Genomic DNA, 24,805 nt, shown 5'->3' on the forward strand with positions numbered 1-24,805 from the left:
TTTCGGTTCGCCAGCATAACTCGGCATCGGAAAAAGAGCGGTACTCAAAGTGTCAACGAAGCAACCCAAGAGCAGGAGGCTCTGGCAAAACGACGGGTCATGTGTGCAGCTGCTGCCAGGGTCCCGCGACCACGTCAGGTCGCATGGCTTCGTCCATCTTCGCATAAACGATGGCAGAGCGTTCCGGACATTAAACATACTGAATGAACACAGCCTGGGATGCCCTGCGATCCGGGTGAAGCGGAAGCTGAAGTCAACCGAGGTCATCAATGCCCTCACAGATCTGTTCATCTTGCGAGACGCACCGTCCTACAAACGAATGATCTCTGGACTGGTTTTGAAGTCCCTGAATGGCGACCGACTATTCATGAACCAAGGCTACGAAAGCCACCTGCGCGCCTCAAGCCAAGTTCTTCTGGCAAAACCAGTTCATCATCTACAAACGAAGATTCTGCAGGTCGGCGCGAACCAAGATGCTGGCGGTTGCTCTAACTAATCCTCGAATTCATTCCTTGGTGCCTATAGTTTTTCTTGCCGCCTAGAGGGGATGTGTCGCGCAGAGGCTTTCTCTTCCGGGATCCTTAAACCTCCCACTTGCAGCAGAAGATCCACTACCGCGTCGATCCCTTTCCTGTAGCGAAGCGACGTGAATAGATGGGGTCGTCCGTTGCGCATTCTTAGCGCGTCTCGGTCCATAACTTCTAACGAAGCGCCAACATGTGGTGCCAGGTCGGTTTTGTTGATAACCAGAATATCTGATTTGGTAATAGCCGGGCCACCCTTGCGGGGGATCTCCTCTCCTGCCGCAACATCAATCACATACAGCGTCACATCTGCCAATTCAGGGCTGAAAGTGGCCGATAGGTTGTCACCACCGCTTTCGATCAAAACAACATCCAGATCAGGATGGCGCGCTTGCATCTCGGCCACGGCTGCCAAATTGATCGACGCATCCTCGCGGATCGCGGTGTGCGGGCAGCCTCCAGTTTCAACACCGATAATCCGGTCCTGAGGCAGGATCTGCATCCGCATCAACGCTTCGGCGTCTTCTTGGGTATAGATGTCGTTGGTGATGACACCGACCGAACACGCATCGCGCAGGACTTCGGACATGGCTGCGGTCAGAGTGGTTTTTCCTGCTCCAACCGGGCCACCGATGCCCACGCGAAGGGGACCGTTCATATTGCTCATGTTCGGAATATCCTTGAGTATTGTGTTTCGTGTTTCATGGACGCGACGTCTGCCAAGAACGCCGTTGAGCTAACGTCATCCAAGCCACCCTGTTGCGCCCCGTCGGCGATGTGAGCACACAGCGGCGTCAGATTTCGGATCAATCTTTGGGCATCAGTCTGACCCAAAGGCACAAGGCGCGTTGCACATGCGACAAGGTTGCTTGCGAATGCTTGCAGAAACATCTTTGTCATCAACAAAACGGGAAGGTTCTTCAATCGTGCAGCATGGCCAACAGAGACCGGGTAAGTGAACTGCTTAAGGTCCAACTCCCAAGTGTCTCCTGTGACAGTCGCGAACGCCTGTCCGAGCAACTGCGTTTCCTTCAACCTTTCCGATGACGCGCAAAAGGCGCGTGAGGTTGCATCGATGCCGACCAATTCATCGATATCCTGCGCGTTGTAGGCCGCCACAGCGAACAAAGCGTCATTCAGCCCTGAGCCGTGTTGCAGCACATCCGAAATCCAGGCCTCGGTGTCCTGCGGGCTTGTGACCGTTCCCTCTTCTATCGCTGCCGCCAGCCCATGCGAATACGCAAACGCCCCCACGGGATAGGACGGAGATAACCATTGGCACAACGTCAGGATATCGGCATCAGTGTGCATGCCCATGCGTCCTGCCGTGCCCATAGGCCCCGCCTTCGGGGGTGAACGGTTCGTGTACTTCTCGAATTGAGGCACCAATTTTCAGAAGCATGTCTCTGATAACGTGATCGACTTGGATCAACAGCCGATCATTCTCGATCTGGCAAGGCGTGTGGCGATTGCCAATATGCCACGCGATGCGTGTCAGGTCAGGGGCTGTTACCTGCAGAAGCGCTTCGGGTGCAGCCTGTATTTCCACCTCGCGACCGTCATCAAGAACCAAAACGCCGCCGTGGTTCAAAGAGGTCGTTTGCGCCAGGTCGATAAGTATTTGTTCACCGCTCTCGCAGGTCAGAACCTTGCGGCGCAAAAAACGGTCATCATAGGTCAGCGACAGGCAATCTGCTGGCTTGCTGTGCGTATGTTCCAAGTACTGGCGCGCGGTACAGAGAATGACGGTCATGCGATCGACCTCACTGTAGCAGGATTGGTTAGCACCAGATTAAGTCGGCAAACACGCGATGAACGATTCGATCGCGCCTCAGATCCCTTTTTTTCAGCTCTTCGTCGCTGAGCGATTACAGGAAGTCGGCTTGCAGAACACGCGATTGAGCTTCGGTCACGCTGCTCAGATCTGGGTAGATTGACGTAATCAGACTGGGCAGCGAAAAGCGTGTGCGTGTTGTAGAATGTGCCAGTTGGACCTTCGTAAACGTTGATCCTCCCATGGGCTCTAATTTTTGTCATTTCTGCCTCGCTGAGTAGTGCGTGTTTGCTAATGGTTCGGTTGCTTGCGCAGCAACGCAGCAAAATCTTGGTCAAAACATAAAGTATCGCTGCGCCATCGGCAGAACCTCGGCCGGTTGGCAGGTCAGCAATTCACCATCTGCGCGGACCTCGTAGGTTTCTGGGTCAACCTCGATATTGGGCGTTGCATCGTTCAGCAGCAGGTCACGCTTGCCGATGTTGCGGGTGTTCTGCACGGCCACAGTTTGTTTAGCTAGCCCTAGTGTATCTCCGATCCCGTCTGCTTGGGCGGCCGCAGAGACGAATGTTATCGCCGAATTTTCGACCGAGCGGCCGTAGGCGCCAAACATCGGTCGGCTATAAACCGGCTGTGGTGTGGGGATTGAGGCATTGGGGTCCCCCATCTGCGCGCAGGCAATGGTGCCGCCCAGCAGAACCATCTCGGGCTTCACACCAAAGAAAGCAGGGTTCCAAAGGACCAAATCGGCACGTTTGCCTTCTTCTATGCTGCCGATTTGATGGCTGAGACCATGTGCGATGGCCGGGTTGATCGTGTATTTGGAGATATAGCGCCGGACGCGTAGGTTGTCGTTCTGGCCGGTTTCCTCAGCTAGGCGACCCCGCTGTTTCTTCATCTTGTCGGCGGTTTGCCACGTCCGGATCAGGACCTCGCCGACGCGACCCATCGCCTGACTGTCCGAGGCGATGATGCTGAACGCACCCATGTCATGCAGGATGTCTTCGGCCGCGATGGTCTCGCGCCGAATGCGACTTTCAGCAAAGGCCACGTCTTCGGGGATGGATTTGTCGAGATGATGGCAGACCATCAGCATATCCAGATGCTCTTCCAACGTGTTCACTGTGAAAGGCCGTGTCGGGTTGGTGGACGAGGGTAGAACGTGGTTTTCGCCGCAGATCTTGATGATGTCAGGGGCGTGTCCTCCGCCCGCGCCTTCGGTGTGGAAGGCGTGGATCGTACGGCCCTTCATGGCGGCAACGGTGTTTTCCACGAACCCGGACTCGTTCAAAGTGTCAGTGTGAATCATCACCTGCACGTCCATCGCATCCGCCACGGATAGGCAGCAATCGATGGCAGCGGGTGTCGTTCCCCAGTCTTCGTGCAGTTTCAGGGCGCAGGCCCCGGCTTTGACCTGTTCCTCTAACGCAGCAGGCAGGGAAGCATTGCCTTTGCCTGCAAAAGCCAGGTTCATCGGAAAGGCATCAGCCGCCTGCAACATTCGCCCGATATGCCAAGGGCCAGGGGTGCAGGTTGTCGCCAATGTTCCATGGGCCGGGCCGGTGCCACCGCCAAGCATGGTGGTTAGGCCGGAATGCAGCGCGTCCTCAATCTGTTGAGGGCAGATGAAGTGAATATGACTGTCGAAGCCACCGGCGGTCAGGATACGCCCTTCGCCCGCGATGATTTCGGTGCCTGGCCCAATGATGATGTCTACACCCGGCTGCGTATCGGGATTTCCGGCCTTACCGATTTTAGCGATGCGCCCGTCTTTCAGACCCACATCCGCCTTGTAGATGCCTGAGTGATCTACAATTACCGCGTTGGTGATGACCGTATCCACTGCCCCGTCGGCGCGTGTGACCTGAGACTGACCCATTCCGTCGCGGATCACCTTTCCGCCGCCGAACTTGACCTCTTCGCCATAGAGCAATGCATTATCGCCGGTTCCGCCGGTTGCGGCGCCCCCCACACGCTCGGCCGTCAGGTCACGTTCAACTTCGATCACCAGATCAGTATCCGCGAGTCGCAGCTTGTCTCCGATGGTGGGGCCGAACATGGCGGCATAATCCGCGCGTTTGATTTGCGTCGGCATCAGAGCGACCCCATGACCTTTTGATTGAACCCAAAGACTTTTCGTGCCCCGCCGATGGGGATCAGTGAAACTTCGCGGGCTTGACCGGGTTCGAACCGAACCGCAGTGCCAGGCGCGATGTCTAACCGCAGGCCATGCGCTTCTTTGCGATCAAAATCGAGCGCAGGATTGGTCTCGGCAAAATGATAGTGCGAGCCAACCTGGACGGGGCGATCTCCGGTGTTTGCGACCATCAATGTAATCGCCGTCAAACCGGAATTCAGTGTGATTTCACCTTCGGCCGGGAAAAGCTCGCCGGGGATCATTTCGGCAGCATCCATAACAGCGTGATCGCAACAACGGCAAGCAAGGCCAGACCGACGCCCAACGTGGCATAGTCTGCGCCATGGGCGTGAAGATGAGTATCCGTATGGGCCATGGCCGGACCGGACAAAACAAGAGCGGGGAACAGCATGCGGTGCATGGGATTTTCCTCTATGTTTAGCGAATGGGGTTGTGGACGGTGACCAGCTTGGTCCCATCCCGAAAAGTGGCTTCGACCTGAACCTCGTGAATCATCTCGGGCACGCCTTCCATGCAGTGGCTACGGGTGATGACCTGGGCCCCGGCCTGCATCAGGTCAGCAACCGAACGCCCGTCACGCGCACCTTCGACCACCGCGTCAGTTATCAGCGCTATAGCCTCGGGGTGGTTCAGCTTGACGCCGCGCACCAAACGCTTTCGGGCGACTTCGGCGGCCATCGCCACCATCAGTTTGTCTTTTTCTCGGGGTGTCAGGTTCATGTCAGAGCATCCAGCATCTTGGGAGGGTGTCGTTGTTCAGTCTTCGCAAAACCGGCATCAACGCGCGGCGAAGCGCGAAGCTGGTTTTCGCCAGCATTCGGACTACCAGCATATCGTTTTGGATCAGGCTCGCCCCTGCAGTTTCTGGCAACAGATGTCGAACGGGGGCCAACTGGCCCTCGGCCGTAGCCGAGGCAAAGACTACCAGCGCCATCGCGCCTGCACCGTTAGCAATATGCGGTCTGCAAAGATGCGCCTGCAGATCACCGGAGAACCGCATAGCGTCCAGGAAAGCAGGCGCTCCATCGCGCAATATCTCGATCCGGTCACGAAGACGGATGTCGGTCAATGTCTCTCCCATGGCCGCGCGGCCAAAAACCAATGGCTCGACCAATAGCATGGTCGCATCCGGATCCATCTCGATCTGCAGTCGACGGTCCAACGCGCTGCCGTTGAACAGAATGGTCTCTTGAGGCAGCCAGTTCAATCGCGCACCCGAGCTGACAGTCAGGTGGTTGGATATCTGTGCGTATGGCCCCGGCTGCGCTTTGTAGGCGCGCTCGCAAGCCTGCGTTGTCAGGGTCAGCGTAGTGCCCTCAGCAGCGTTGGCGGTGGAGCGGAATGAGTCACCGCCAGTTACGCCTCCGGCTGTGTTAAGCAGAACTGCATCAAGCCCCTGTGCCGATGCGCGGGGAAACAGGCACTTAGAAGACCCCGACTGGAGAAGCGTGTCCAAAACCGAGTTTTCGCCCAGTTTTTTTGTGCTCAGGTTGACGACACCCTTCGCACGCGGCGGGTTCGCACCTTGCTGAGGCAATATGGAGGCAAATTGAGTAATGGGGCACCCGCGGAACCTAATTCGTGCCACTTGTTTCTCCGCTGGCGCCCCGGAACGCTATTGCGCAGGACATAATGTAGGCAAAAACCAACTCGTGCGATCAATTTTTAACCACGAGCCTGCGCGGTAGATTAAAAATTAAGCAGATACTGCCGTTTTCCCGAAATGCAGCTCAGGCTGGTTGCTTACTTTGCTGCGATGCAGAAACCGTATGGGTGCCCACAGGGGGGAAAACTCCCGGGGTGTGTGACGGCTGCGCGAATTGGACATCGGACACAACCGCCACACGGAACGCAACAACAGTTGCGGGGATCAGGTAGAAGAAGACAGCACAGTTGTGCAAGTCCTCTTGCTGTGAACCCGCCAGGAGGATTACATGAAATCTCTCAAATCCACGCTCGCCGGATCGGTTGTATTTGCGACCATGGCCACCATCGCGCTATCGGCCGAAGACACGATCAAGGTTGGAGTGCTGCATTCGCTGTCAGGCACGATGGCAATCTCGGAAACCACGCTGAAAGACACCATGATGATGCTGATCGACCAGCAAAACGCCAAGGGTGGCATGTTGGGCAAGCAGCTTGAGGCCGTTGTGGTCGATCCTGCCTCGGACTGGCCCCTCTTTGCAGAGAAAGCGCGTGAGCTGCTGACCGTACATGAGGTGGATGTGATCTTCGGCAATTGGACCTCTGTCAGCCGCAAATCAGTTCTGCCGGTGATCGAAGAACTGAACGGCCTACTGTTCTATCCGGTTCAGTACGAGGGCGAAGAGTCTTCGAAAAACGTTTTCTACACTGGGGCCGCACCGAACCAGCAAGCCATCCCGGCCACCGACTATTTTCTGGACGAACTGGGAGTAGAGAAATTCGCACTGCTGGGAACCGACTACGTCTATCCCCGCACCACCAACAACATCCTTGAAAGCTATCTGAAGCAAAAGGGTATTTCGGATGAGGACATATTCGTCAATTACACGCCCTTCGGCCATTCCGATTGGTCCAAGATCGTGTCTGACGTCGTCGCACTCGGCGCCGACGGCAAGAAGGTTGGCGTGATCTCGACCATCAACGGCGATGCAAATATCGGCTTTTACAAAGAACTAGCAGCGGCCGGTGTGTCGGCGGATGACATCCCCGTCGTGGCTTTCTCGGTCGGTGAGGAAGAGCTGTCGGGCCTCGACACCACGAACCTTGTCGGCCATCTGGCGGCCTGGAACTACTTCCAGTCGGCGGACACCGATGCCAATGCTGAATTCATCGAAACTTGGAAAGCCGCCATGGGCGATGAGCGCGTGACCAATGACCCGATGGAAGCACACTATATTGGCTTCAACATGTGGGTGAACGCCGCGACCACGGCCGGCTCGACCGATGTCGACGCAGTACGCACCGCCATGTACGGGCAAGAATTCCCGAACCTAACGGGCGGGACCGCCGTGATGCTGCCGAACCACCACCTGGCCAAGCCGGTATTGATCGGTGAGATTCAGGAAGACGGCCAGTTCGACATCATCAGCGAAACGGACGTTGTTCCAGGCGACGCCTGGACCGACTTCCTGCCGGAATCGGCGGTTCTGGTATCGGATTGGAAAGATCTGGGTTGTGGGATGTACAACACCGAGACCGAGACCTGCGTTCAGACCCTGTCGAACTACTAAACGATCCTGCAAGGCGGGCGCGATCGCCCGCCTTGCCTCAAGATACTCGGGTTTCACCACATGTTACGACTTTTCCTTGCGGGCCTCGCAATCCTGTGCGCCTGCCTGACCGCCAACGCTCAAGAGGGTGGTCTGCAGCCGATCCTGCAAGAGCATCAGGAAACCATCGCCAAAAGCTCGCGCAAGACCATCAAGCCCGCCATTGACGCAATCGCGGCCAGCGGGTTGCCGCAGGCACAAGTGATGCTCGAGACTTGGGGCGCCAAGGATATGTGGATGCGTAAGTCCGACGGGCTGTTCTTTTCTGCTGAACAGGCCGAGGGGCAGTCCTATGTGCTAACTGATTTCGACACGGGCAAGGTCGTCGGTACCATTAAGAAATCCGATATAAAACAATTGAAACCCAACAGCGGCGTACGTGCTATGATCGGGACTGCTCTGGTACAGTTCCAACTGACCGACCCGGATCGAAAGAAGCGCCTGGCCGCTCTGCAATCCATTCAACGTGACCCCGAAAGCGCTCTGCTCGAACCTCTGCGCGCCTCGATCGAAGACGAAGCCGATGCGGATTTGAGGGCGCGGAAGCAGCGGCTCGAACGGCTGCTGACTATTGGGTATGACACAGACACGGCGGCCCGCGTGGCTGCAATTGAAGACATGTCGGACGATTTGAGCGTCGACGTTCGCGCAGCGTTGAACCCGTTGGTCGTTACCTCACGAAAGGCTGCTGCGGACCTTCCGTTGAATGTTAATGTCGCCGTCATTCTGGAACCCGGATCAGACTCATTGTCGCGGGACGAAGCGTATGACCTGTTGGTCGCCAGCGATCTGGCAGCGCCGCCTGTGTCTCCGGACAACATCCGCACAGCTTTGGCTGGGTATATCGACGGTGGCCGCGTGGGTGGCGTCCCGGTCGCGCAACTGAACACTACCACCGCGCGCGCGCGGGCGTACGTCACTCTGGCCGAAGCCGGAATCGTCCCTGCTTTGGTAACTGAGGCCGATATCGACGCGGCACTTGATGCGCATGTGTTCTTTGAAACCTATACCGAAGCCTCTCCAGAAGTGACCGCCGCCGCCGAAAAGGCGCTGGAACGGATCGAACTTAAGGTTGGTCTGAATCAGTCGCTCGACCTGATGCTGGATGCGATCTCGCTGGCGTCGATCTACTTCCTGGCCGCCATTGGCTTGGCTATCACTTTCGGCGTGATGGGTGTGATCAACATGGCCCATGGCGAATTCATCATGATGGGTGCCTATACTGGCTACGTCGTTCAGCAATTCATCCCCGATCATACGCTCTCTATCATTGTCGCCATCCCCATGGCCTTTGCCGTGACATTTGCCATGGGGGTCGCAATGGAGCGATTGGTGATCCGCTGGCTCTATGCCCGCCCGCTGGAAACGCTGTTGGCCACCTTCGGCATCTCAATTGCCCTGCAGCAGCTTGGCAAGAATATCTTTGGCACGCAGGCTCGACCACTGACTGCGCCCGGTTGGCTGGACGGGGCATGGGTGTTGAACGATGTAGTCTCGATTAGCTATATCCGCATCGCGATCTTCGTTCTGGCGCTGATCTTTCTGGGTCTGTTCCTCTACATTATGAAACGTACGCGGCTTGGGCTTGAGATGCGCGCTGTGACGCAAAACCCGCGTATGGCCGCGTCGATCGGGATCAATCCGGGCCGGGTGAACATGCTGACTTTCGGGCTGGGCTCGGGCATCGCCGGGATTGCCGGCGTTGCGATTGGCCTGTTCGCTAAAGTGACCTCGGATTTGGGCAGCGATTACATCGTCCAAAGCTTCATGACCGTGGTCGTTGGCGGTGTCGGCAACATCTGGGGGGCACTGGCAGGCGCCGGGATGATCGGCTTCCTGCAGAAAGGGATCGAGTGGATGAACCCGTCGAACACCCTCGCGGCGCAAACCTACATGATCGTTTTCATCATCATTTTCATCCAGTTCCGGCCGAGGGGCATCGTCGCCCTGAAAGGCCGCGCAGCGGGGGATTGAGATATGGAAGGTAGTTTTGTTGCCAAGAACCCATCGGTGCTGGTCTTTTTGGCCATCCTGTCACTGTTCACTTTGGGTGTGACCGTCCTGTCGGAAGGGTTCGGGATCGGCGTGATCTCGACCAGTTTCGTCAAGACGCTAGGCAAGACCCTGTGCCTGTGTCTGATCGCAGTGGCGATGGATTTGGTCTGGGGTTTCACCGGCATCCTCTCACTGGGCCACTTCGCGTTCTTCGGGTTAGGCGGCTATATGATCGGTATGTGGCTGATGTATGAGCGCACACGCCTCATCGTCGTCGAGTCCCTATCGCAAACCGAAATCCCGCCCACCCCAACCGAGATCGCAGATGCCATCGGCAACCAGATTTTCGGTGTCGTTGGATCATCTGAATTCCCGCTGATCTGGGCGTTCTCAGACAGCCTGTTTTTGCAACTGGCTCTGGTGGTGCTGGTTCCAGGTCTGTTGGCGCTGGTTTTTGGTTGGTTGGCGTTCCGTAGCCGGGTCACCGGCGTATACCTGTCGATCCTAACCCAAGCGATGACGCTGGCTCTGGCGTTGTATCTGTTCCAGAATGACAGCGGATTGCGCGGAAACAACGGGCTGTCGGGCTTGCAGAACTTGCCCGGCGTCACCGCTTCGCAGGACGTGGTGTCGATCTGGTTCCTCTGGGCGTCTGCGCTGGCGCTCGGTCTTGGATACATGCTGGCCGCATGGGTTGTCTCTGGCAAGTTCGGTTCAGTTATGCGCGGTATCCGCGACAACGAAGCCCGTGTGCGCTTCCTTGGCTATTCAGTCGAAGCCTATAAACTCGCCGTTTTTACCCTAACCGCGTGCATCGCAGCCATCGCGGGTGCGCTATATTACCCGCAGGCAGGCATCATCAACCCCGAAGAAATGGCCCCGATCGCCTCGATCTATTTGGCTGTTTGGGTTGCCATTGGCGGACGCCGCCGTCTGTATGGCGCGGTCATCGGCGCGGCGTTTGTCAGCTTGCTAAGCACGTGGTTCACCGGTGGTCAGGCTCCGAATATCCCTTTGGGCGTTTACACGATCAAATGGGTCGATTGGTGGCAGGTTCTGCTGGGAGTGTCCTTCGTTCTGGTCACGCTGTTCGCCCCGCAAGGTATCGGTGGGCTGTTCGATCTGCTGGCCAATCGTCGCCCGTTGGATCGTCATGGCGCTAACCTTGGCCCGGATGACGGGGCTCTTCGCGAAAAGGAGGCCACCGAGTGAGCACTTTGTTAGAAGTCAGCGGCGTCTCGGTCACCTTTGACGGGTTTCGCGCCATCAACAACCTGTCGTTCCAGATCGGCAATGCCGAACTGCGCGCCGTGATCGGACCAAACGGTGCAGGCAAAACAACGTTCATGGATATTGTCACTGGCAAAACCCGACCCGACGAGGGCCGGGTCATCTGGGGCGAAAAATCCGTATCCCTGCTGAGTATGAGCGAGGCCAAGATCGCGCAGATGGGGATCGGGCGGAAGTTCCAGAAACCCACGGTGTTCGAGGATCAGACCGTTCAGGAAAACCTGCTGATGGCCTTGAAGAACAAGCGTGGGTGTTTTGGCGTTTTGTTTTATCGCCCCTCGCCTACGGATTTGGGCGGGGTCGAACAGCTGGCTTTTGAGATCGGCCTAAAAGACGAACTGCCCCGCAAGTCAGGCGAGCTGAGCCACGGACAAAAGCAATGGCTGGAAATCGGGATGCTACTGGCACAGGAACCGCGCCTGTTGCTGGTGGACGAACCCGCCGCTGGGATGACCCCGCACGAACGAGAACACACGACCGAGCTCCTGGTGCAGGCCGCCAAGACCCGTGCGGTGGTCGTTGTTGAACATGACATGGAGTTCGTCCGCCGCCTGAACTGCAAGGTCACTGTGCTGCACGAGGGGTCGGTTCTGGCAGAAGGCAGCCTTGATCACGTGACATCGAATCAGGACGTTATTGATGTGTATCTGGGGCGCTAGACGATGCTGAAACTAACAGATCTGACTTTGCACTACGGGCACTCCCGAATCCTTAACGGCATCTCAATGGAGGCCATGCAAGGCGAAGTGACCTGCGTGATGGGGGCCAATGGCGTTGGGAAAACCAGCCTGCTTAAGGCAATCTCGGGCACGCATCCGCGCTCGGGTGGTGAAGTGGAGCTAGACGGAGATCCACTGCCGATCTTGCCCGCCCATCGTATGGCTTGGAAAGGTGTGGCCTATGTCCCCCAGGGTCGCGAGATTTTCCAATTGCTCACCGTTCGTGAAAACCTTGAAGCGGGGTTCTCTTGCCTTCCCAGCAGCGAACACTTCATTCCGGACGAGATTTTCGATCTGTTCCCGGTGCTCAAACAAATGCAGAACCGGCGCGGAGGCGACCTTTCAGGTGGTCAGCAACAACAATTGGCGATTGCGCGCGCTTTGATAACAAAACCTAGACTATTGCTTCTGGACGAGCCCACTGAAGGTATTCAACCGAACATAATCCAGCAAATTGGTGAAGCCATTCGGCACCTCAGAACTACCAGGGGGATGGCAATTGTCTTGGTGGAGCAGTATTTCGATTTTGCCTATGACCTTGCTGACAGGCTTGTCGTGCTGCGACGCGGAGAAGTCATGATCAAAGGAGCAAAGGGGGATCTAATGCGCGATCAGGTATTGCAGGCCGTAACAGTCAAGTAACAATCGTAGACTTTGGTTTCGAGGCAGGCCGCGTCCAAGTGGTTGAAAATCATCAACTACTCACGCTCCATACTCAATAACTTTGAGCTATTTCCGATCTTTCCCTGTAAATTGCCGGTTATCAGGGAAAACTCCTCGAAGCAAACCCGCCAAAACAAGGCACTGCGACTTTGGCTCGAATTACACTTGTGGAGTGCGACGTGAACGGTCTTTGCCCTGGAACGGCAAAGCAACCAGCGGGAATTGCGGCGCACGTCCGAGGCAGAAACCACAATTGAAGTAAGACGGGCTTTGGTGGCGGGGAGACAGGGATTCGAACCCTGGGAACGCTCTCACGTTCAACGGTTTTCAAGACCGCCGCATTCGACCACTCTGCCACCTCCCCGCGTGAGGCAGGGTCTAAGGCGAACTTAATTCAGAGGCAAGTCGAAATCGGGAAATCTTGCCGAAGCACGTGCAGCAGTCTTTCCATGACACATCACCCGCGTTATGATCCGGGCGAAAGACCGTAGCAGGCTGGCACGCAGAACCAGCCGACCGGCGGCGGGGCTCGGAAAACGAGGTCCCATCAGGCAAGGGATGAAAAGATGAAGCGAGCGACCGAGACACGCGCAGGGCCGAAGAGGCTGGCGTATCTGGCTTTGACTTTTGCAGTACTATCTGGATGTGAGGAAACTCTGGGATCAGCGGAGAAACCAGAAGAAAACGCGGGAAAGATTGAGCTTTTGCCGGAGGTATCAAGCGGTTCCCAGCGTGATGTTGAAGCCCCTGATGTCTTTGAGGTCACCGAAGCCGGACTGTGGGATGGCAGACCGTCCCTGGGGGGAATCTGGGTTGCACATCCCGATGTCACCCAGCCCGAACGCGTTGTTATCAAGAACACGTCCAACAACAAGACAACAACAGGTGCTTTGTTCCGCCGCGAGCGCAACTTGCCCGGCCCTGCACTTCAAGTATCATCTGCCGCAGCTGAAAAGCTGGGAATGCTGGCCGGCGCTCCAACCAAAGTGAACGTTGTTGCTCTACGTCGTGAGGCCGTTGAAGAAACCCCGCCCCCGGCCGAAAAAGCGCCGGAAGCCGACAATGCCACCGAAGAACCTGAGGCATCGGCGGAAACCGTGTCAGCAGAGGACGCCGGTCAGGACGCGACGCCGGAAAAGCCTGCCAAGCGGAAGTGGTGGCAAAAGAAAGAGCCTGCGGTTGCCGCGTCTGCCGGTGCAGTCGTTGCCGCAACGGATGAGACCACCGAGGCGGCAACTGAAGCGGCCACCGAGGCCGCGACATCGCCAGGGCTGTCGGATGCACCGGTCGCAGCACCAGCCGAACAACCTGCCAAGCGGAAGTGGTGGCAAAAGAAGCAACCAAACGAAATCACTGAAACGCCCCTTGATCCGATCGAGGGTGCGGCGGCTGCAATCGATGCCGCCGAACCGACCCCGGCGGCAGCCGCTAAAGCAACCGGATCAACGCTTACGAAACCATATGTGCAGGTTGGTACTTTTGGCGTAGAGACCAATGCAAACAGCGCAGCTGAAAAGATCCGCAAAGGCGGTTTGTCTGCTGAGGTGCGCGAGCTAAAGACTGAAGACAAGACGGTCTGGCGGGTTCTGGTCGGACCTGCCACCACCCGTACAGAGCGCAAAGCCATTCAGAGCAGTGTTAAGTCTCTTGGCTTTAACGACGCTTTCACCGTGTCCAACTGAAACAGGAGGCTTAGCGTGCTATCCTCATTGCGAACATCCGTTTTGACGCTCGGGTTGGCCATTTTGGCCTTGCCGGCCCATGCGTTCGATACCTCGGCCCGTGCGGCCTATGTGATTGACCAGACAACAGGCACGGTTCTGCTGTCGAAAGAGGCCGATCAGCCTTTGCCGCCTGCATCAATGTCCAAGCTCATGACGCTCTACGTTGCGTTCGAGGCCTTGCGGGATGGGCGTCTGACGTTGAGCGAGACGCTGCCAGTGTCTGAACACGCAATGAGCTATGGCGGCTCAACGATGTTTTTGAACACTCAAGACAGGGTCAGTGTCGAAGATCTGCTGCGCGGGATCATCGTCTTGTCAGGCAATGATGCCTGCGTCGTTATCGCAGAAGCGCTCAGCCCTGACGGGACTGAGGCTGGTTTTGCGCGCTACATGACCCAGCGTGCCAAGCAAATGGGTATGAACAATTCGAATTTTGCCAATTCAAACGGCTGGCCCGCGGCAGGGCATATGATGTCCGTGCACGATCTTGCCGTCTTGGCCAATGCTTTGATCACCGATTTTCCGGAATACTACCCGTTGTTTGCCGAAGAGGTCTTTGAGTTCGATGGAAGAGCCCCGTCCAACGCACGAAACCGCAATCCCTTGCTGCGTCTCGATATCGGCGCAGACGGCTTAAAGACCGGACATACGCAAGAAGCGGGGTACGGCCTCGTCGGCTCGGCTAAACAAGGCGACCGTCGCGTGATCTTCGTACTGACCGGCATCGACAGCACCGGCCAGCGCGCAGAGGAGGCTGAGGCCGTGGTTAACTGGTCGTTTCGAAATTTTGTCGAGAGGACAGTTGCCGACGCGGAAGCGCCAATAGCGGAAGCAAGGCTGTGGATGGGCGAAAAGAAGACAGTTAGCCTAGTGCCCGAAGGCGACTTGACGGTTCTGTTCCCGGTTCTGGGCACGCAGAACGTCGAAGCCGAGGTGGTCTATGAGGGGCCCATCAACGCCCCAGTTTCAAAAGGTCAGCAACTGGCCGAGCTCGTGATCAAACCCGAGGGCTTGCCCGAAATCCGCCGCCCCCTTGTCGCGGCCGAGGACGTGGCAATCGGTGGTTTCCTTGTGCGCATGCTGACCGTTGGGGGCATTGTTCTGAAGGATGTTATCAACAAACCGCTGGAGTCGATGTGACGCAGCGCGGGTTGTTTCTGACCTTTGAAGGCATTGATGGATCAGGAAAGTCAACGCAGGCAAGGATGCTTGCCGAGCATCTGCGCGAAACTGGCCGCGACGTGATATTGACCCGCGAGCCCGGCGGATCTGCCGGAGCCGAAGAAATTCGCAGCCTCGTGCTGGAGGGTGATCCCGACAGATGGTCAGCAGAAACGGAAATCCTGCTGTTCACCGCCGCCCGTCGTGACCATCTTGAACGCACGATCGAGCCTGCATTGACTGCAGGCAAAGTCGTGATCTGTGACCGCTTTGCAGACAGTACTCGCATGTATCAGGGCCTGTCTCGTGGCGACTTGCGCGGCTTGGTGGACCAGTTACACAGCCTGATGATCAAGCGCGAGCCACACATGACGGTTTTGATCGACATGGACCCTGACACTGGCCTGTCCCGCGCCAAAGGTCGGCAAGGCACCGAAGAACGGTTCGAAGATTTTGGCCCCGTTTTGCAACGTAAGATGCGCGCTGGTTTTCTGGCGCTGGCAGAGGAGTTTTCTGACAGGTTCCGTATCGTGGATGGGAATCGGGACATGGACAGTGTCGCCCGCGATGTGACAAAGATCGTTACAGCAGCTTTGCGATAGAAGATGAGCGACGACACCCCAACCCCAGATCAAGCGCCCGGCGCCCCACACCCGCGCGAAACACCCCGCATCTTCGGACAGGACGCGGCCGAGCAAGCCTTTTTGGCCGCCTACAATTCGGATCGGCTGCACCACGGCTGGCTACTGACCGGCCCGCGCGGCTTGGGCAAGGCAACACTTGCGTGGCGCATCGCGAGGTTTCTTCTCGCCACAGCTCCGACGGATGACGGCGGGTTGTTTGGCGCGCCGCCACCGCCTGAGACGCTGGATATCGACCCCGATCATCCGGTTTGCCATCGCATGTTGGCGGGCGCAGAGCCCGGACTGGCGGCGATTACCCGTTCGTTGAACGATCAGGGCCGCCTGAGAGCTGAAATTGTTGTGGATGACGTCCGCAAGCTCGGGCGGTTCTTTGGCTTGTCATCCGCCGATGGCGGGCGCCGGGTTGTGATCGTCGATGCGGCCGATGAAATGAACGTCAGTGCGGCCAATGCGCTTTTGAAGATGCTCGAAGAACCGCCGGCGCGCACCACACTGTTGCTGGTATCTCATCAACCCTCGCGCCTGCTGCCGACCATCCGGTCGCGGTGCCGCACTCTACGCCTGTCCCCGCTTGGGCCAGAGGACATGCAAGCCGCCCTTGCGCAAACAGGGGCAGATGTCCCCGCGCAACCAGATCATCTGGCGGCCTTGGCGGCAGGATCAGTCGGGGACGCCGTACGCCTGATCAATCTTGGCGGGCTCGAAACGTATGCCGAATTGATCGCCATTCTGGGCACCCTGCCCCGCATTGACAGACAGCGCGCGCTCGCACTGGCTACGGCGGCAGCCCAGCGTGGGGCGGCAGAACGGTTTGAGCTTTTGTTGACGTTGATCGACGTCGCTTTGGCGCGACTGGCTTTGACAGGGGCAACCGGCGCGGCGCCCTCACCCGAAGCTGCACCGAACGAGGCTGAAATTCTGACGCGCTTGTCTGCTTCACCGCATCAAGCACGCCGTTGGGCCGAGGTTGCTGCCGTTGTGACAGCGCGCGGTCGACACGGTCAGGCGGTGAACCTTGACCCTGCGGCTTTGGTCCTAGATACGGTGTTCAAGATACAGGAAGCCGCCGGTCAGAACAGATGAGCGATACCCCCCAAATCACGGACAGCCATTGCCATCTGGATTTCCCGGATTTCGACGGGCAACTGGATGAGATTGTCACCCGCGCCGCGCGGGCTGGTGTGACCCGGATGGTGACAATCTGCACGCGGCTTCGAAATGAACCAACCGTTCGTGCCATTGCTGAAACCTACGCGCCGGTGTTTTACGCTGCCGGCACCCACCCGATGAGCGCCGCCGAGGAACCACTGGCGACCGCCGATGAATTGGTGGCACTGGCACAGCATCCAAAATTCGTTGGCATCGGCGAAAGCGGGTTAGATTATCACTACACAGCTGAGAGCGCCGTAGTGCAAAAGCAATCATTGCGCGTTCACATCGAGGCAGCGCAACGCACGGGCCTGCCTCTGATTATCCACGCCCGCGCAGCAGATGACGATATGGCCCGCATTTTGTCCGAAGAGTTCCGCAATGCGCCCTACAGCTGCGTGATGCACTGCTTTTCCTCTTCTGCAGAGCTTGCCAGGGCAGCGCTGGATTTGGGTTTTTATCTGTCCATGTCCGGCATCGCGGCTTTCCCCAAAAGCCAGGAATTGCGCGATATTTTTGCCAGCGCCCCTGTAGATCGGATTCTGGTCGAAACTGACGCGCCTTATCTGGCCCCGCCGCCCTATCGCGGGAAACGCAATGAACCAGCCTATACTGCGCATACGGCGCAAAAAGGGGCAGAGATTTTCGAAATGGATTACCCTGCCTTCGCGGCCCAGACACAGGCGAATTTCGATCGGCTTTTTACTAAGGTCGCCGCGTTCAAGGCGGCTGCATGACCCAGCTGAGATGCACCATCCTGGGCTGCGGGTCATCCGGCGGCGTCCCCCGTTTGGGCGGACATTGGGGTGATTGTGATCCTGCAAACCCCAGGAACATTCGTCGGCGATGCTCAATGCTGGTTGAACGTGACGGTCCAGAGGGGACAACCTCGGTCCTGATCGACACCACACCGGATATGCGCGGTCAACTCTTGGATTCGGGGACCGGTCGATTGGACGGCGTGGTCTATACGCACTCGCACGCCGATCACGTCCATGGAATCGATGATTTGCGCATGATCGTGTTCAACATGAAATCCCGCGTCCCAGTCTGGGCCGATGGGGATACACAAAATGCCTTGTTGGGACGCTTCGGATACGCGTTTATTCAGCCCGAAGGCTCGCCTTACCCGCCTATTCTGGACCTAAAAACCATTGATGGCCCGTTTGAAATCGATGGCCCTGGCGGACCGATCCTGTTTCGCCCATTCAAAGTAAACCACGGCTCGATCGACTCGTTAGGATTTCGGATGGGGAAACTTGTGTATCTGCCAGATGTGGCGGAAATCTATGACGATGCATGGCCGGAGCTTGAGGGCTTGGACTGCCTTGTCATCGATGCCCTCCGCCGCTCACCACATCCGACGCATACACATCTGGAAAAGACGCTTGGTTGGATTGCAAAACTGGAGCCCAAACGCGCAGTTTTGACCAATATGCATATCGATCTCGATTTCGCGACCGTCGAGGCGGAAACTCCCGATCATATCACCCCCGCCTATGACGGTATGGTGATCCATCAGGCGCTGTAAGGCTCTGCCCGGAACACCGCGGATATCACCGTCTGTGGCACCGCCAATGGAGGTGAAATGCTCCAGAGTCTGATCGACGTCATCCTTCCGGTGTTTCTGGTTATCGGTGCTGGTTATGCAGCAACCCGCTCGGGGTACTTCAACGAAGTTCACGTCGATGGGTTGATGAAATTCACCCAGGGCTTCGCCATCCCTTGCCTGCTGTTTTTGGCAATCGCGCATCTCGACCTGAGCGCCAGTTTCGATCCACGGCTACTGGCCAGCTTCTATTCCGCTGCCGCGCTTTGTTTTATGGCTGGCCTGTTTGGCGCACGCATCATCTTTGGTCGTGACTGGGAAGACTGCGTTGCCATTGGGTTCTGCTGCTTGTTCTCAAACTCAGTCTTGTTAGGTCTACCAATCACCGAACGTGCGTATGGCCCCGAGAACCTCACAGGCAACTATGCGATCATCGCGTTCCATTCCCCGTTTTGCTACGGCGTTGGAATCACCGTCATGGAAGTGGTGCGCAACCGGGGACATGGCGGGGTGCGTATGGCACGGTCCGTATTGTCCGCGATGTTTAAAAATGCACTGATCCTTGGGATCGCGTTGGGGTTTCTAGTCAATCTGTCAGGTTTTGCCATTCCGGCCGTTGTTGACGAAGCCCTTGGCTTGGTAACCCGCGCCGCCCTGCCCGGCGCTTTGTTTGCGCTGGGGGGTGTGCTGGTCAAGTACAAACCCGAAGGTGATCTGCGTACCATCGCCTATGTGTGTGCAATCTCTTTGATGTTGCATCCTAGCCTGGTTTGGATGTTCGGAAAATCCACTGGGCTGCCGCAGGATTTGTTTCGATCAGGTGTCTTGAACGCAGCAATGGCGCCAGGGTTCAACGCATACATCTTTGCCAATATGTATGGCCGCGCCAAACGTGTCGCAGCCTCGTCCGTACTGATTGGGACGGCTGCATCAATTCTAAGCGTCTGGCTTTGGTTGACCCTCTTGGGCTAAGCCCACGCGACGCACGGATTGACAATTTGTGGCGGCGGTACATCTATCGCACAATTGGACAGGAGCCTTCGCATGCCGCATGCCATCATCGTCGCCCATGGTCAGCCCTCTGACCCCGAGCCCGCCGAGGCGGCGCTTGCAGATTTTGCTGCCAAGGTTGACGCTTTGACAACAGATGTATCCGTTCATTCCGCTACCTTAGCTGCGCCAGGCACGTTCGAGCGTCGGATGGACAGCCTACCCGAAGATACCGTGATCTATCCGCTTTTCATGGCGAAAGGCTGGTTCGTGACCAGCGCATTGCCGAAACGCGTCGGAGACCGGAACTTGCGCATTCTAGATCCGCTGGGCATCGATCCTGAACTACCCAAACTTACTGCGCGCGCGCTGCACACCACACTATCTGACAAGCGATGGGAGGCCGCCTCAACCGATCTGGTTGTCGCTGCGCATGGCTCCGGTCGCAGCCGCAACCCGTCCGCCGTTGCGGCAGAATTCGCATCGAAACTAGGACAATTGGTTTCTTTCAACTCAATCCGAGTTGGGTTTGTTGAAGAAGCCCCACCCATCGCCACAGCTGCTAGCGGATTAGGCGTACAGGCCCTGTGTCTTCCATTCTTTGCATGCACCGGCGGGCATGTTTTGGAGGACGTTCCGGAAGAGCTGGGCCGGGCGGAGTTTAAGGGGGTCGTTTTACCAGTGGTCGGAGAACTACCGCCAATCCAGCTGCAAATCGCAAAGAAATTAAGTCTTGCGCATCAATCAGCTTAGACCTTGCGGCGCAAACGCCCTTCTGTTGATGCATCAAGCAAAGCTACTGCTGGGCCTTTGACAAGGTCGAATAAAGGCGATGGCAGGATCGCCCGTCTCGTTTGGCCTGATAAAGGGCAAGATCGGCAGCATGAAGAAGTTCTTCCGCTTCTGGTGCCCTAAACTGTGTTGATAAGGCGGTCCCAATGCTTGCAGATACGTGGCAAGTCTGCTGCTGGAACGTCATCGGTTCATTCAACCTGAGGATAAGTCGTTCAGCAATCGACGCGAGCGTTTCTTCACGTATCAGGCCTTTGAAAATAATGACAAACTCATCGCCTCCGACCCTCGCCACTGTGTCATCGCAACGCGTTTCTTCGACCATGATACGCGCCGCTTGCTGCAGGACAAAATCGCCTGCCGCATGGCCCAGCCTGTCATTCACGGATTTGAAGAAATCAAGATCCAGATGCATCAGGGCAAAATTGGAATTGGAAAAAGTCAGGTGGCCAAGCATATGGTCCATTGCCCGCCGGTTTTTCAATCCTGTCAACGTGTCCGTATAGGCCTTTTCCTCGGCGGCGAGCATGGCCCCCTGAAGCCTGAGGTTCAGAGACCGTGAGGCCTCCATCGCTGCAGACTTGGCCTCGACAAGATACAGAAGTTCGATTGCCAAATCAGTGCCCGAGAAGTCCGCGCTTGTCAGAGCATAATCGCGTACGGCATCCAAGATCGAGATACCAAAGGACAGGTTGATGACAGCCCCTTCGCCATGCTGCAAAGGGGCGGCCAATCCTTTTAGGGCAGTGCGCGGTTCATCATGGAACTTAAGGTGCAGCTTTGCACCAGCCATCGACATGAGCGCAGGAATCGTTGTGACCGTTCGGGGACGGATCAGCTCGAAGATATCCAGAAAGCTGGAACCCACTAACGGGATATTGGGGCGCAATTTTTGTAGGGTTGGTCCTGCCTGCCGAATGTCCCCCTTCTCGTCTATCAGCAGGAACATCGGGCACAAGGTTTCCAGAAGCCTCGCCAGGTCTTGGGTGTTCATCATTCCGCACGCGCGCCCAAATCAAAGTGGCGACCTTCGGAAAAAGCACTCTCTACCAGCGTTACCGTGATCACCTCAGCGGTTTCGTGCTGCCCGTCATGCGACAGTATAACCAGCGCACCATAGTCGTCAGCCATTGCGCGCAACACGCCAACCATGACGCTCGAGTAACCTGGCAAACCCGGATCGCAGAGCAGCTGGTACCCTGTCGTGGATAGTTCTCTCAGTTCGAGCGCTGGCAGGGCGAGGTCGGAGACAGCCAATCTGACACGATCAGACAAATCGTCGAGGGAATGCAGAAACTCCACATAGGTTCCGCCGCCAAACCGCAGCAAACGGCGCAGCCCCTCCATGTTTGGGTGAGACACAAGATAGGTGCCGACATCCTCCAGAATTTCCGCTTTCGGGCGGCCAATTTCTGCGCTCAACACGTCCATAACACGAATGGAGACATCATCATCGTAGACGAGCATTGCCTCGAACTCTACAAAACCCAGCTCCGCAGCCTCGGTAACGCGCAGCCAGCACGACCGACCATAGGTTGCGCGTACAAAAGACTGAATCGCCCGATTGATCAGACCATGCATGAGATGCCTCAGATTAATTGCTTCTCAATTTTGGTCCGACAAACCTTAACAAACAGCCAAAATCACCTCCAAGATACCGCGAATGCAACCGAGTATCAGAGCGACACCAGTCCAGTAGTCACTAGAAATCCGTAGGAGCACCGCCTTCTGCTTTTCGGCGCGCGACGAAATCGGCAAGCTCGTCTCGTATCCCATCATCAATGGCAGGCGGTTCAAAGCTTGAGATAATCTCTTTGAACATGTGATGCGCGCGTTCGGCGGTCCAGATACCACCGGCAACGTCCCATCCTTCGTAGTTTTTCCAATCGCTAAGGAAGGGTTGGTAAAAGGCTGTGGTGTAGCGGTCCTGCGTGTGCTGGATCCCAAAGAAATGGCCATCATTTCCGACCGAACGAATGGCATCCAACGCAATTTCATCAGGCCCCGTTGCCGTCAGTGCGGGATCCATATAGCGCTGAATTTGCTGAAGGATTTCGCAATCCATGATAAACTTTTCGGGGCTTGCGATCAGCCCGCCTTCGAGCCAGCCTGCGGCGTGATAAACCATATTCGTGCCCGACTGCACCGCAGCCCAAAGCGAATTTGAAGTTTCCCACACTGACTGCCCATCCGGTACATTCGCCGCGCAAACACCAGAGGATCGCATAGGCAACCCATAATACCGCGCCATCTGCCCCGTCATCTGGGTAGAGCGCATGTATTCGGGTGTGCCAAAAGCGGGTGCGCCAGATTTCATATCCACATTCGACGTGAAGGTCCCAATCACGCAAGGAATGCCGGGGCGTACATATTGGAACAACGCAATCGCGCATAACGCTTCGGCCAACGACTGAGCAACCGCACCCGCCATTGTAACCGGCGCCATAGCACCGGCCAATGTAAACGGAGTCACGACTATGGCCTGCCCACGGCGCGCCAAACGCAGGCAGCCGTCAATCATCGGATGGTCGTGTTTCAGCGGTGAGGTCGAGTTGATGTTGGTGTACATCCGAGGTGTCGCCTCAAACTCTTCATGGCTGTGACCGCCTGCGATGCGCACCATCTCCATGACATCTTCAACGCGTTCTTTCCCTAGCGAGTATGCATGCATCGCTTTGTCCGTCAGGGTCAGCTTGTCATACAGCACATCAAGGTGGCGAACACTTGCATGTATATCCACCGGTTCGACCGGATACCCACCCGCAAAATGGATACAGTTAAAATACTGCGTCAGTTTCAACAGATTCCGGCACATCTCACGATTGCCGGGAACCTTGGTTCCAATTTCCATGTCCCAATAGTTCGGCGGCGACGAAACGTTTCCAAACAGCAGGTTTTTACCGCCAATCTCGATCTTTCGACTCGGATTTCTTGGCGTGATCGAAAACTGGCTTGGCGCCTTCGCCACCATTTCCATCACAAAATCACGCCCCATGCGGACGTTATCGCCTTCTATGGTACAGCCCGCTTCTCGCAGGATACCGATGGCCTCTTCATTGTAGAACTCGATGCCGATTTCTTCGAGGATACGCATCGCCCCGTCATGGATCGCCTCAATCCCGTCCTGATCCAAAGGCTCGGTCGGTTGATCCGTGTTGATCGGTGGGTTCCATGGCATTTGATCAATGGCCGCGCTGCCTCGGCGAGCAGCCGCCCCTGCGCGTCCACCGCCCCGACGTTTGCGTGTTTTCGTGTCGGCCATCGTCGCCTCCTGCGTTTGCTTTTGTCCAAGCAAGCCCCGAAGACGGGCATCAAGCCGCTCTGTCTGCGACAGAGTGTGTCGGTTTTTACGATCCGATTGCTGAATTCAAAGTTTGGCGTGTTGGTTTTCCAGCAACCAGCCGGGAATGTGCCCGATGTCCGGCAACACAACATCTGCCATCGGCGCCAATGCTTCGGCCGAGGCCAACCCGGTCAAAACACCGATTGTTGTCATGCCTGCAGCACGCCCGGCCTGCAAATCGTGCAAGCTGTCGCCCACCATCGCGATACGCGCCGGCTCAACACCGACATGCGCCGCAAATGCCAGCAATTGGCCAGGGCCAGGTTTGAAACCATGACCGCTGTCATAGCCCGCGACAAAGTCGAAATGCTGTCTGACCCCGGCAGATACCAAGTGTTCAAGCGCGGGGTGTTCACTGTCGTTTGTCGCGATCCCCAACTTGATTCCCGAGTTCTGAAGCCGCTCCAGCAATGGAGCCAAAGGGGTAGCCGGTGCCTGTGGAACCGCCGCTGCTTCGGCATTCATCAGTTCAACCAGTTCACCGAATGACATGTCTTCGACGTGTGGAACCAAAACCTCGGCGATTTCGTCCACGGTTGCGGCGATCACGATACTGTCTTCGGCATAACGCTGCTGCTGAAAATCGAACCCGATGATTTGCCCAAGTTCCGTCGCACGCGTTTCATCTTGGTTGCTCAAACGCAGCAGCATGGAGCGTCCGAACGCCCCCCATGTGTTAGCAAAGTCGAACAAAGTACCGTCCTTGTCGAAGACGATGGCGTCAATTGGCATTGAGTGAGTGCTCCTGCAAAGTCTATCGTTCAGGTCCAATGCGTGTCAGCATTGCCCGACAATGCCGCGCGCGCCTGAGCGGGGCGGTCGTAGGGGATCGAATTGGTGTCACAAAACGCCATGACCCAGGAATCGTCAAGCATCAGAAAATCCAGAACAGACACCGCAAAATCCAGATCCCCCGCTCTGTCACGCAGGTCTTCTGTTGCAGCGCCTGTAGATCCCAGGAAAACGGGCAGCAATTCGTCATTGCCGACAAGCCACGCAAGGGCCCTCAGCGCCAGTGTTTCGGCGGAATCGGTAGAGATCGGCATAAACGAGCCTCAGGATCGGTTTTGGAAAGG

26 protein-coding genes, 1 tRNA gene and 1 pseudogene are annotated in these 24,805 nt (G+C 56.8%); 14 read left to right on the forward strand and 14 right to left on the reverse strand.

The window, feature by feature from the left end:
- Positions 1-31 precede the first annotated feature (31 nt).
- Positions 32-331, forward strand: a pseudogene (locus tag ACR0BU_RS01845) (IS3 family transposase); the annotation flags it as partial.
- Between the two features lie 188 nt (positions 332-519).
- Here ACR0BU_RS01845 and ureG read toward each other — a convergent pair.
- The 8 genes from ureG to ACR0BU_RS01885 form a co-directional block, all read right to left on the reverse strand.
- The gene (ureG, locus tag ACR0BU_RS01850) at positions 520-1,191 is read right to left on the reverse strand and encodes an urease accessory protein UreG (protein ID WP_480735049.1); all 672 of its coding nucleotides are present in this window, start codon (positions 1,189-1,191) and stop codon (positions 520-522) included.
- The gene (locus tag ACR0BU_RS01855) at positions 1,188-1,835 is read right to left on the reverse strand and encodes an urease accessory protein UreF (protein WP_480735048.1); all 648 of its coding nucleotides are present in this window, start codon (positions 1,833-1,835) and stop codon (positions 1,188-1,190) included. Before ACR0BU_RS01855 ends, ureG begins: the two co-directional genes overlap by 4 nt.
- Complete coding sequence (gene ureE / locus ACR0BU_RS01860) at positions 1,825-2,277, reverse strand: urease accessory protein UreE (RefSeq protein WP_480735047.1); 453 nt, start codon at positions 2,275-2,277, stop codon at positions 1,825-1,827. Before ureE ends, ACR0BU_RS01855 begins: the two co-directional genes overlap by 11 nt.
- A 355-nt stretch (positions 2,278-2,632) precedes the next feature.
- Positions 2,633-4,393, reverse strand: a complete 1,761-nt coding sequence (gene ureC / locus ACR0BU_RS01865; protein WP_480735046.1) for an urease subunit alpha — start codon at positions 4,391-4,393, stop codon at positions 2,633-2,635.
- Positions 4,393-4,698 (reverse strand): urease subunit beta, encoded by a 306-nt coding sequence (locus ACR0BU_RS01870; RefSeq protein ID WP_480735800.1) that lies wholly within the window; start codon positions 4,696-4,698, stop codon positions 4,393-4,395. Before ACR0BU_RS01870 ends, ureC begins: the two co-directional genes overlap by 1 nt.
- Positions 4,695-4,856: a hypothetical protein gene (locus ACR0BU_RS01875; protein WP_480735044.1), complete on the reverse strand. Its 162-nt coding sequence runs from the start codon at positions 4,854-4,856 to the stop codon at positions 4,695-4,697. The genes ACR0BU_RS01870 and ACR0BU_RS01875 overlap by 4 nt, the downstream gene beginning before the upstream one ends.
- Before the next feature lie 17 nt (positions 4,857-4,873).
- A complete protein-coding gene (locus tag ACR0BU_RS01880; RefSeq protein ID WP_298932890.1) occupies positions 4,874-5,176 on the reverse strand; it encodes an urease subunit gamma in 303 nt (100 codons plus the stop codon).
- 1 nt (position 5,177) lies between these two features.
- Positions 5,178-6,044, reverse strand: coding sequence for an urease accessory protein UreD (locus ACR0BU_RS01885; RefSeq protein ID WP_480735042.1), 867 nt, complete (start codon positions 6,042-6,044; stop codon positions 5,178-5,180).
- 346 nt (positions 6,045-6,390) lie between these two features.
- Between ACR0BU_RS01885 and urtA the strand changes: the two genes are divergently transcribed.
- Genes urtA through urtE form a run of 5 tightly spaced genes read left to right on the forward strand, consistent with a single transcriptional unit; the run spans position 6,391 to position 12,356 of the window.
- Positions 6,391-7,671, forward strand: a complete 1,281-nt coding sequence (gene urtA / locus ACR0BU_RS01890; protein WP_480735040.1) for an urea ABC transporter substrate-binding protein — start codon at positions 6,391-6,393, stop codon at positions 7,669-7,671.
- Positions 7,672-7,731: 60 nt separating this feature from the next.
- Complete coding sequence (gene urtB, locus ACR0BU_RS01895; protein WP_480735039.1) at positions 7,732-9,684, forward strand: urea ABC transporter permease subunit UrtB; 1,953 nt, start codon at positions 7,732-7,734, stop codon at positions 9,682-9,684.
- 3 nt (positions 9,685-9,687) lie between these two features.
- Positions 9,688-10,917 (forward strand): urea ABC transporter permease subunit UrtC, encoded by a 1,230-nt coding sequence (gene urtC / locus ACR0BU_RS01900; RefSeq protein WP_480735037.1) that lies wholly within the window; start codon positions 9,688-9,690, stop codon positions 10,915-10,917.
- A complete protein-coding gene (gene urtD / locus ACR0BU_RS01905) occupies positions 10,914-11,654 on the forward strand; it encodes an urea ABC transporter ATP-binding protein UrtD (RefSeq protein ID WP_480735036.1) in 741 nt (246 codons plus the stop codon). Before urtC ends, urtD begins: the two co-directional genes overlap by 4 nt.
- Before the next feature lie 3 nt (positions 11,655-11,657).
- The gene (gene urtE, locus ACR0BU_RS01910; protein ID WP_480735034.1) at positions 11,658-12,356 is read left to right on the forward strand and encodes an urea ABC transporter ATP-binding subunit UrtE; all 699 of its coding nucleotides are present in this window, start codon (positions 11,658-11,660) and stop codon (positions 12,354-12,356) included.
- Between the two features lie 295 nt (positions 12,357-12,651).
- On the opposite strand, the gene ACR0BU_RS01915 is transcribed toward urtE, so the two are convergent.
- A tRNA-Ser gene (locus tag ACR0BU_RS01915) sits at positions 12,652-12,741 on the reverse strand.
- A 202-nt stretch (positions 12,742-12,943) separates the two neighbouring features.
- On the opposite strand from ACR0BU_RS01915, the gene ACR0BU_RS01920 reads away from it, so the two are divergent.
- The 8 genes from ACR0BU_RS01920 to ACR0BU_RS01955 all read left to right on the forward strand — a co-directional run bounded on the left by ACR0BU_RS01920 (position 12,944) and on the right by ACR0BU_RS01955 (position 20,347).
- Positions 12,944-14,059 (forward strand): SPOR domain-containing protein, encoded by a 1,116-nt coding sequence (locus tag ACR0BU_RS01920; protein WP_480735033.1) that lies wholly within the window; start codon positions 12,944-12,946, stop codon positions 14,057-14,059.
- Between the two features lie 15 nt (positions 14,060-14,074).
- Entirely contained in the window at positions 14,075-15,241 is a 1,167-nt protein-coding gene (locus ACR0BU_RS01925; RefSeq protein ID WP_298932906.1) for a D-alanyl-D-alanine carboxypeptidase family protein, read from the forward strand.
- Positions 15,238-15,864, forward strand: a complete 627-nt coding sequence (gene tmk, locus ACR0BU_RS01930; protein ID WP_480735031.1) for a dTMP kinase — start codon at positions 15,238-15,240, stop codon at positions 15,862-15,864. Before ACR0BU_RS01925 ends, tmk begins: the two co-directional genes overlap by 4 nt.
- Positions 15,865-15,867: 3 nt before the next feature.
- Complete coding sequence (locus ACR0BU_RS01935) at positions 15,868-16,989, forward strand: DNA polymerase III subunit delta' (RefSeq protein WP_480735030.1); 1,122 nt, start codon at positions 15,868-15,870, stop codon at positions 16,987-16,989.
- Positions 16,986-17,792: a TatD family hydrolase gene (locus tag ACR0BU_RS01940; protein WP_480735028.1), complete on the forward strand. Its 807-nt coding sequence runs from the start codon at positions 16,986-16,988 to the stop codon at positions 17,790-17,792. The genes ACR0BU_RS01935 and ACR0BU_RS01940 overlap by 4 nt, the downstream gene beginning before the upstream one ends.
- Entirely contained in the window at positions 17,789-18,586 is a 798-nt protein-coding gene (locus tag ACR0BU_RS01945) for an MBL fold metallo-hydrolase (RefSeq protein ID WP_298932914.1), read from the forward strand. Before ACR0BU_RS01940 ends, ACR0BU_RS01945 begins: the two co-directional genes overlap by 4 nt.
- 57 nt (positions 18,587-18,643) lie before the next feature.
- Positions 18,644-19,576, forward strand: a complete 933-nt coding sequence (locus tag ACR0BU_RS01950; protein ID WP_298932916.1) for an AEC family transporter — start codon at positions 18,644-18,646, stop codon at positions 19,574-19,576.
- 72 nt (positions 19,577-19,648) lie between these two features.
- Positions 19,649-20,347 (forward strand): CbiX/SirB N-terminal domain-containing protein, encoded by a 699-nt coding sequence (locus ACR0BU_RS01955; RefSeq protein WP_480735026.1) that lies wholly within the window; start codon positions 19,649-19,651, stop codon positions 20,345-20,347.
- 43 nt (positions 20,348-20,390) lie between these two features.
- Here the strand turns inward: ACR0BU_RS01955 and ACR0BU_RS01960 are convergent, their stop codons facing one another.
- The 5 genes from ACR0BU_RS01960 to ACR0BU_RS01980 form a co-directional block, all read right to left on the reverse strand.
- Entirely contained in the window at positions 20,391-21,383 is a 993-nt protein-coding gene (locus ACR0BU_RS01960; protein WP_480735025.1) for a diguanylate cyclase domain-containing protein, read from the reverse strand.
- Positions 21,380-21,967, reverse strand: a complete 588-nt coding sequence (locus tag ACR0BU_RS01965) for a heme NO-binding domain-containing protein (RefSeq protein WP_480735024.1) — start codon at positions 21,965-21,967, stop codon at positions 21,380-21,382. Before ACR0BU_RS01965 ends, ACR0BU_RS01960 begins: the two co-directional genes overlap by 4 nt.
- Positions 21,968-22,088: 121 nt before the next feature.
- Positions 22,089-23,648, reverse strand: a complete 1,560-nt coding sequence (locus ACR0BU_RS01970) for a trimethylamine methyltransferase family protein (protein WP_299885400.1) — start codon at positions 23,646-23,648, stop codon at positions 22,089-22,091.
- Between the two features lie 105 nt (positions 23,649-23,753).
- Entirely contained in the window at positions 23,754-24,461 is a 708-nt protein-coding gene (locus ACR0BU_RS01975) for an HAD family hydrolase (RefSeq protein WP_300067831.1), read from the reverse strand.
- Between the two features lie 29 nt (positions 24,462-24,490).
- Entirely contained in the window at positions 24,491-24,775 is a 285-nt protein-coding gene (locus ACR0BU_RS01980; RefSeq protein ID WP_299080057.1) for a DUF3572 domain-containing protein, read from the reverse strand.
- Between the last annotated feature and the right edge of the window lie 30 nt (positions 24,776-24,805).

The organism is Ruegeria sp. CK2, from assembly GCF_056536585.1.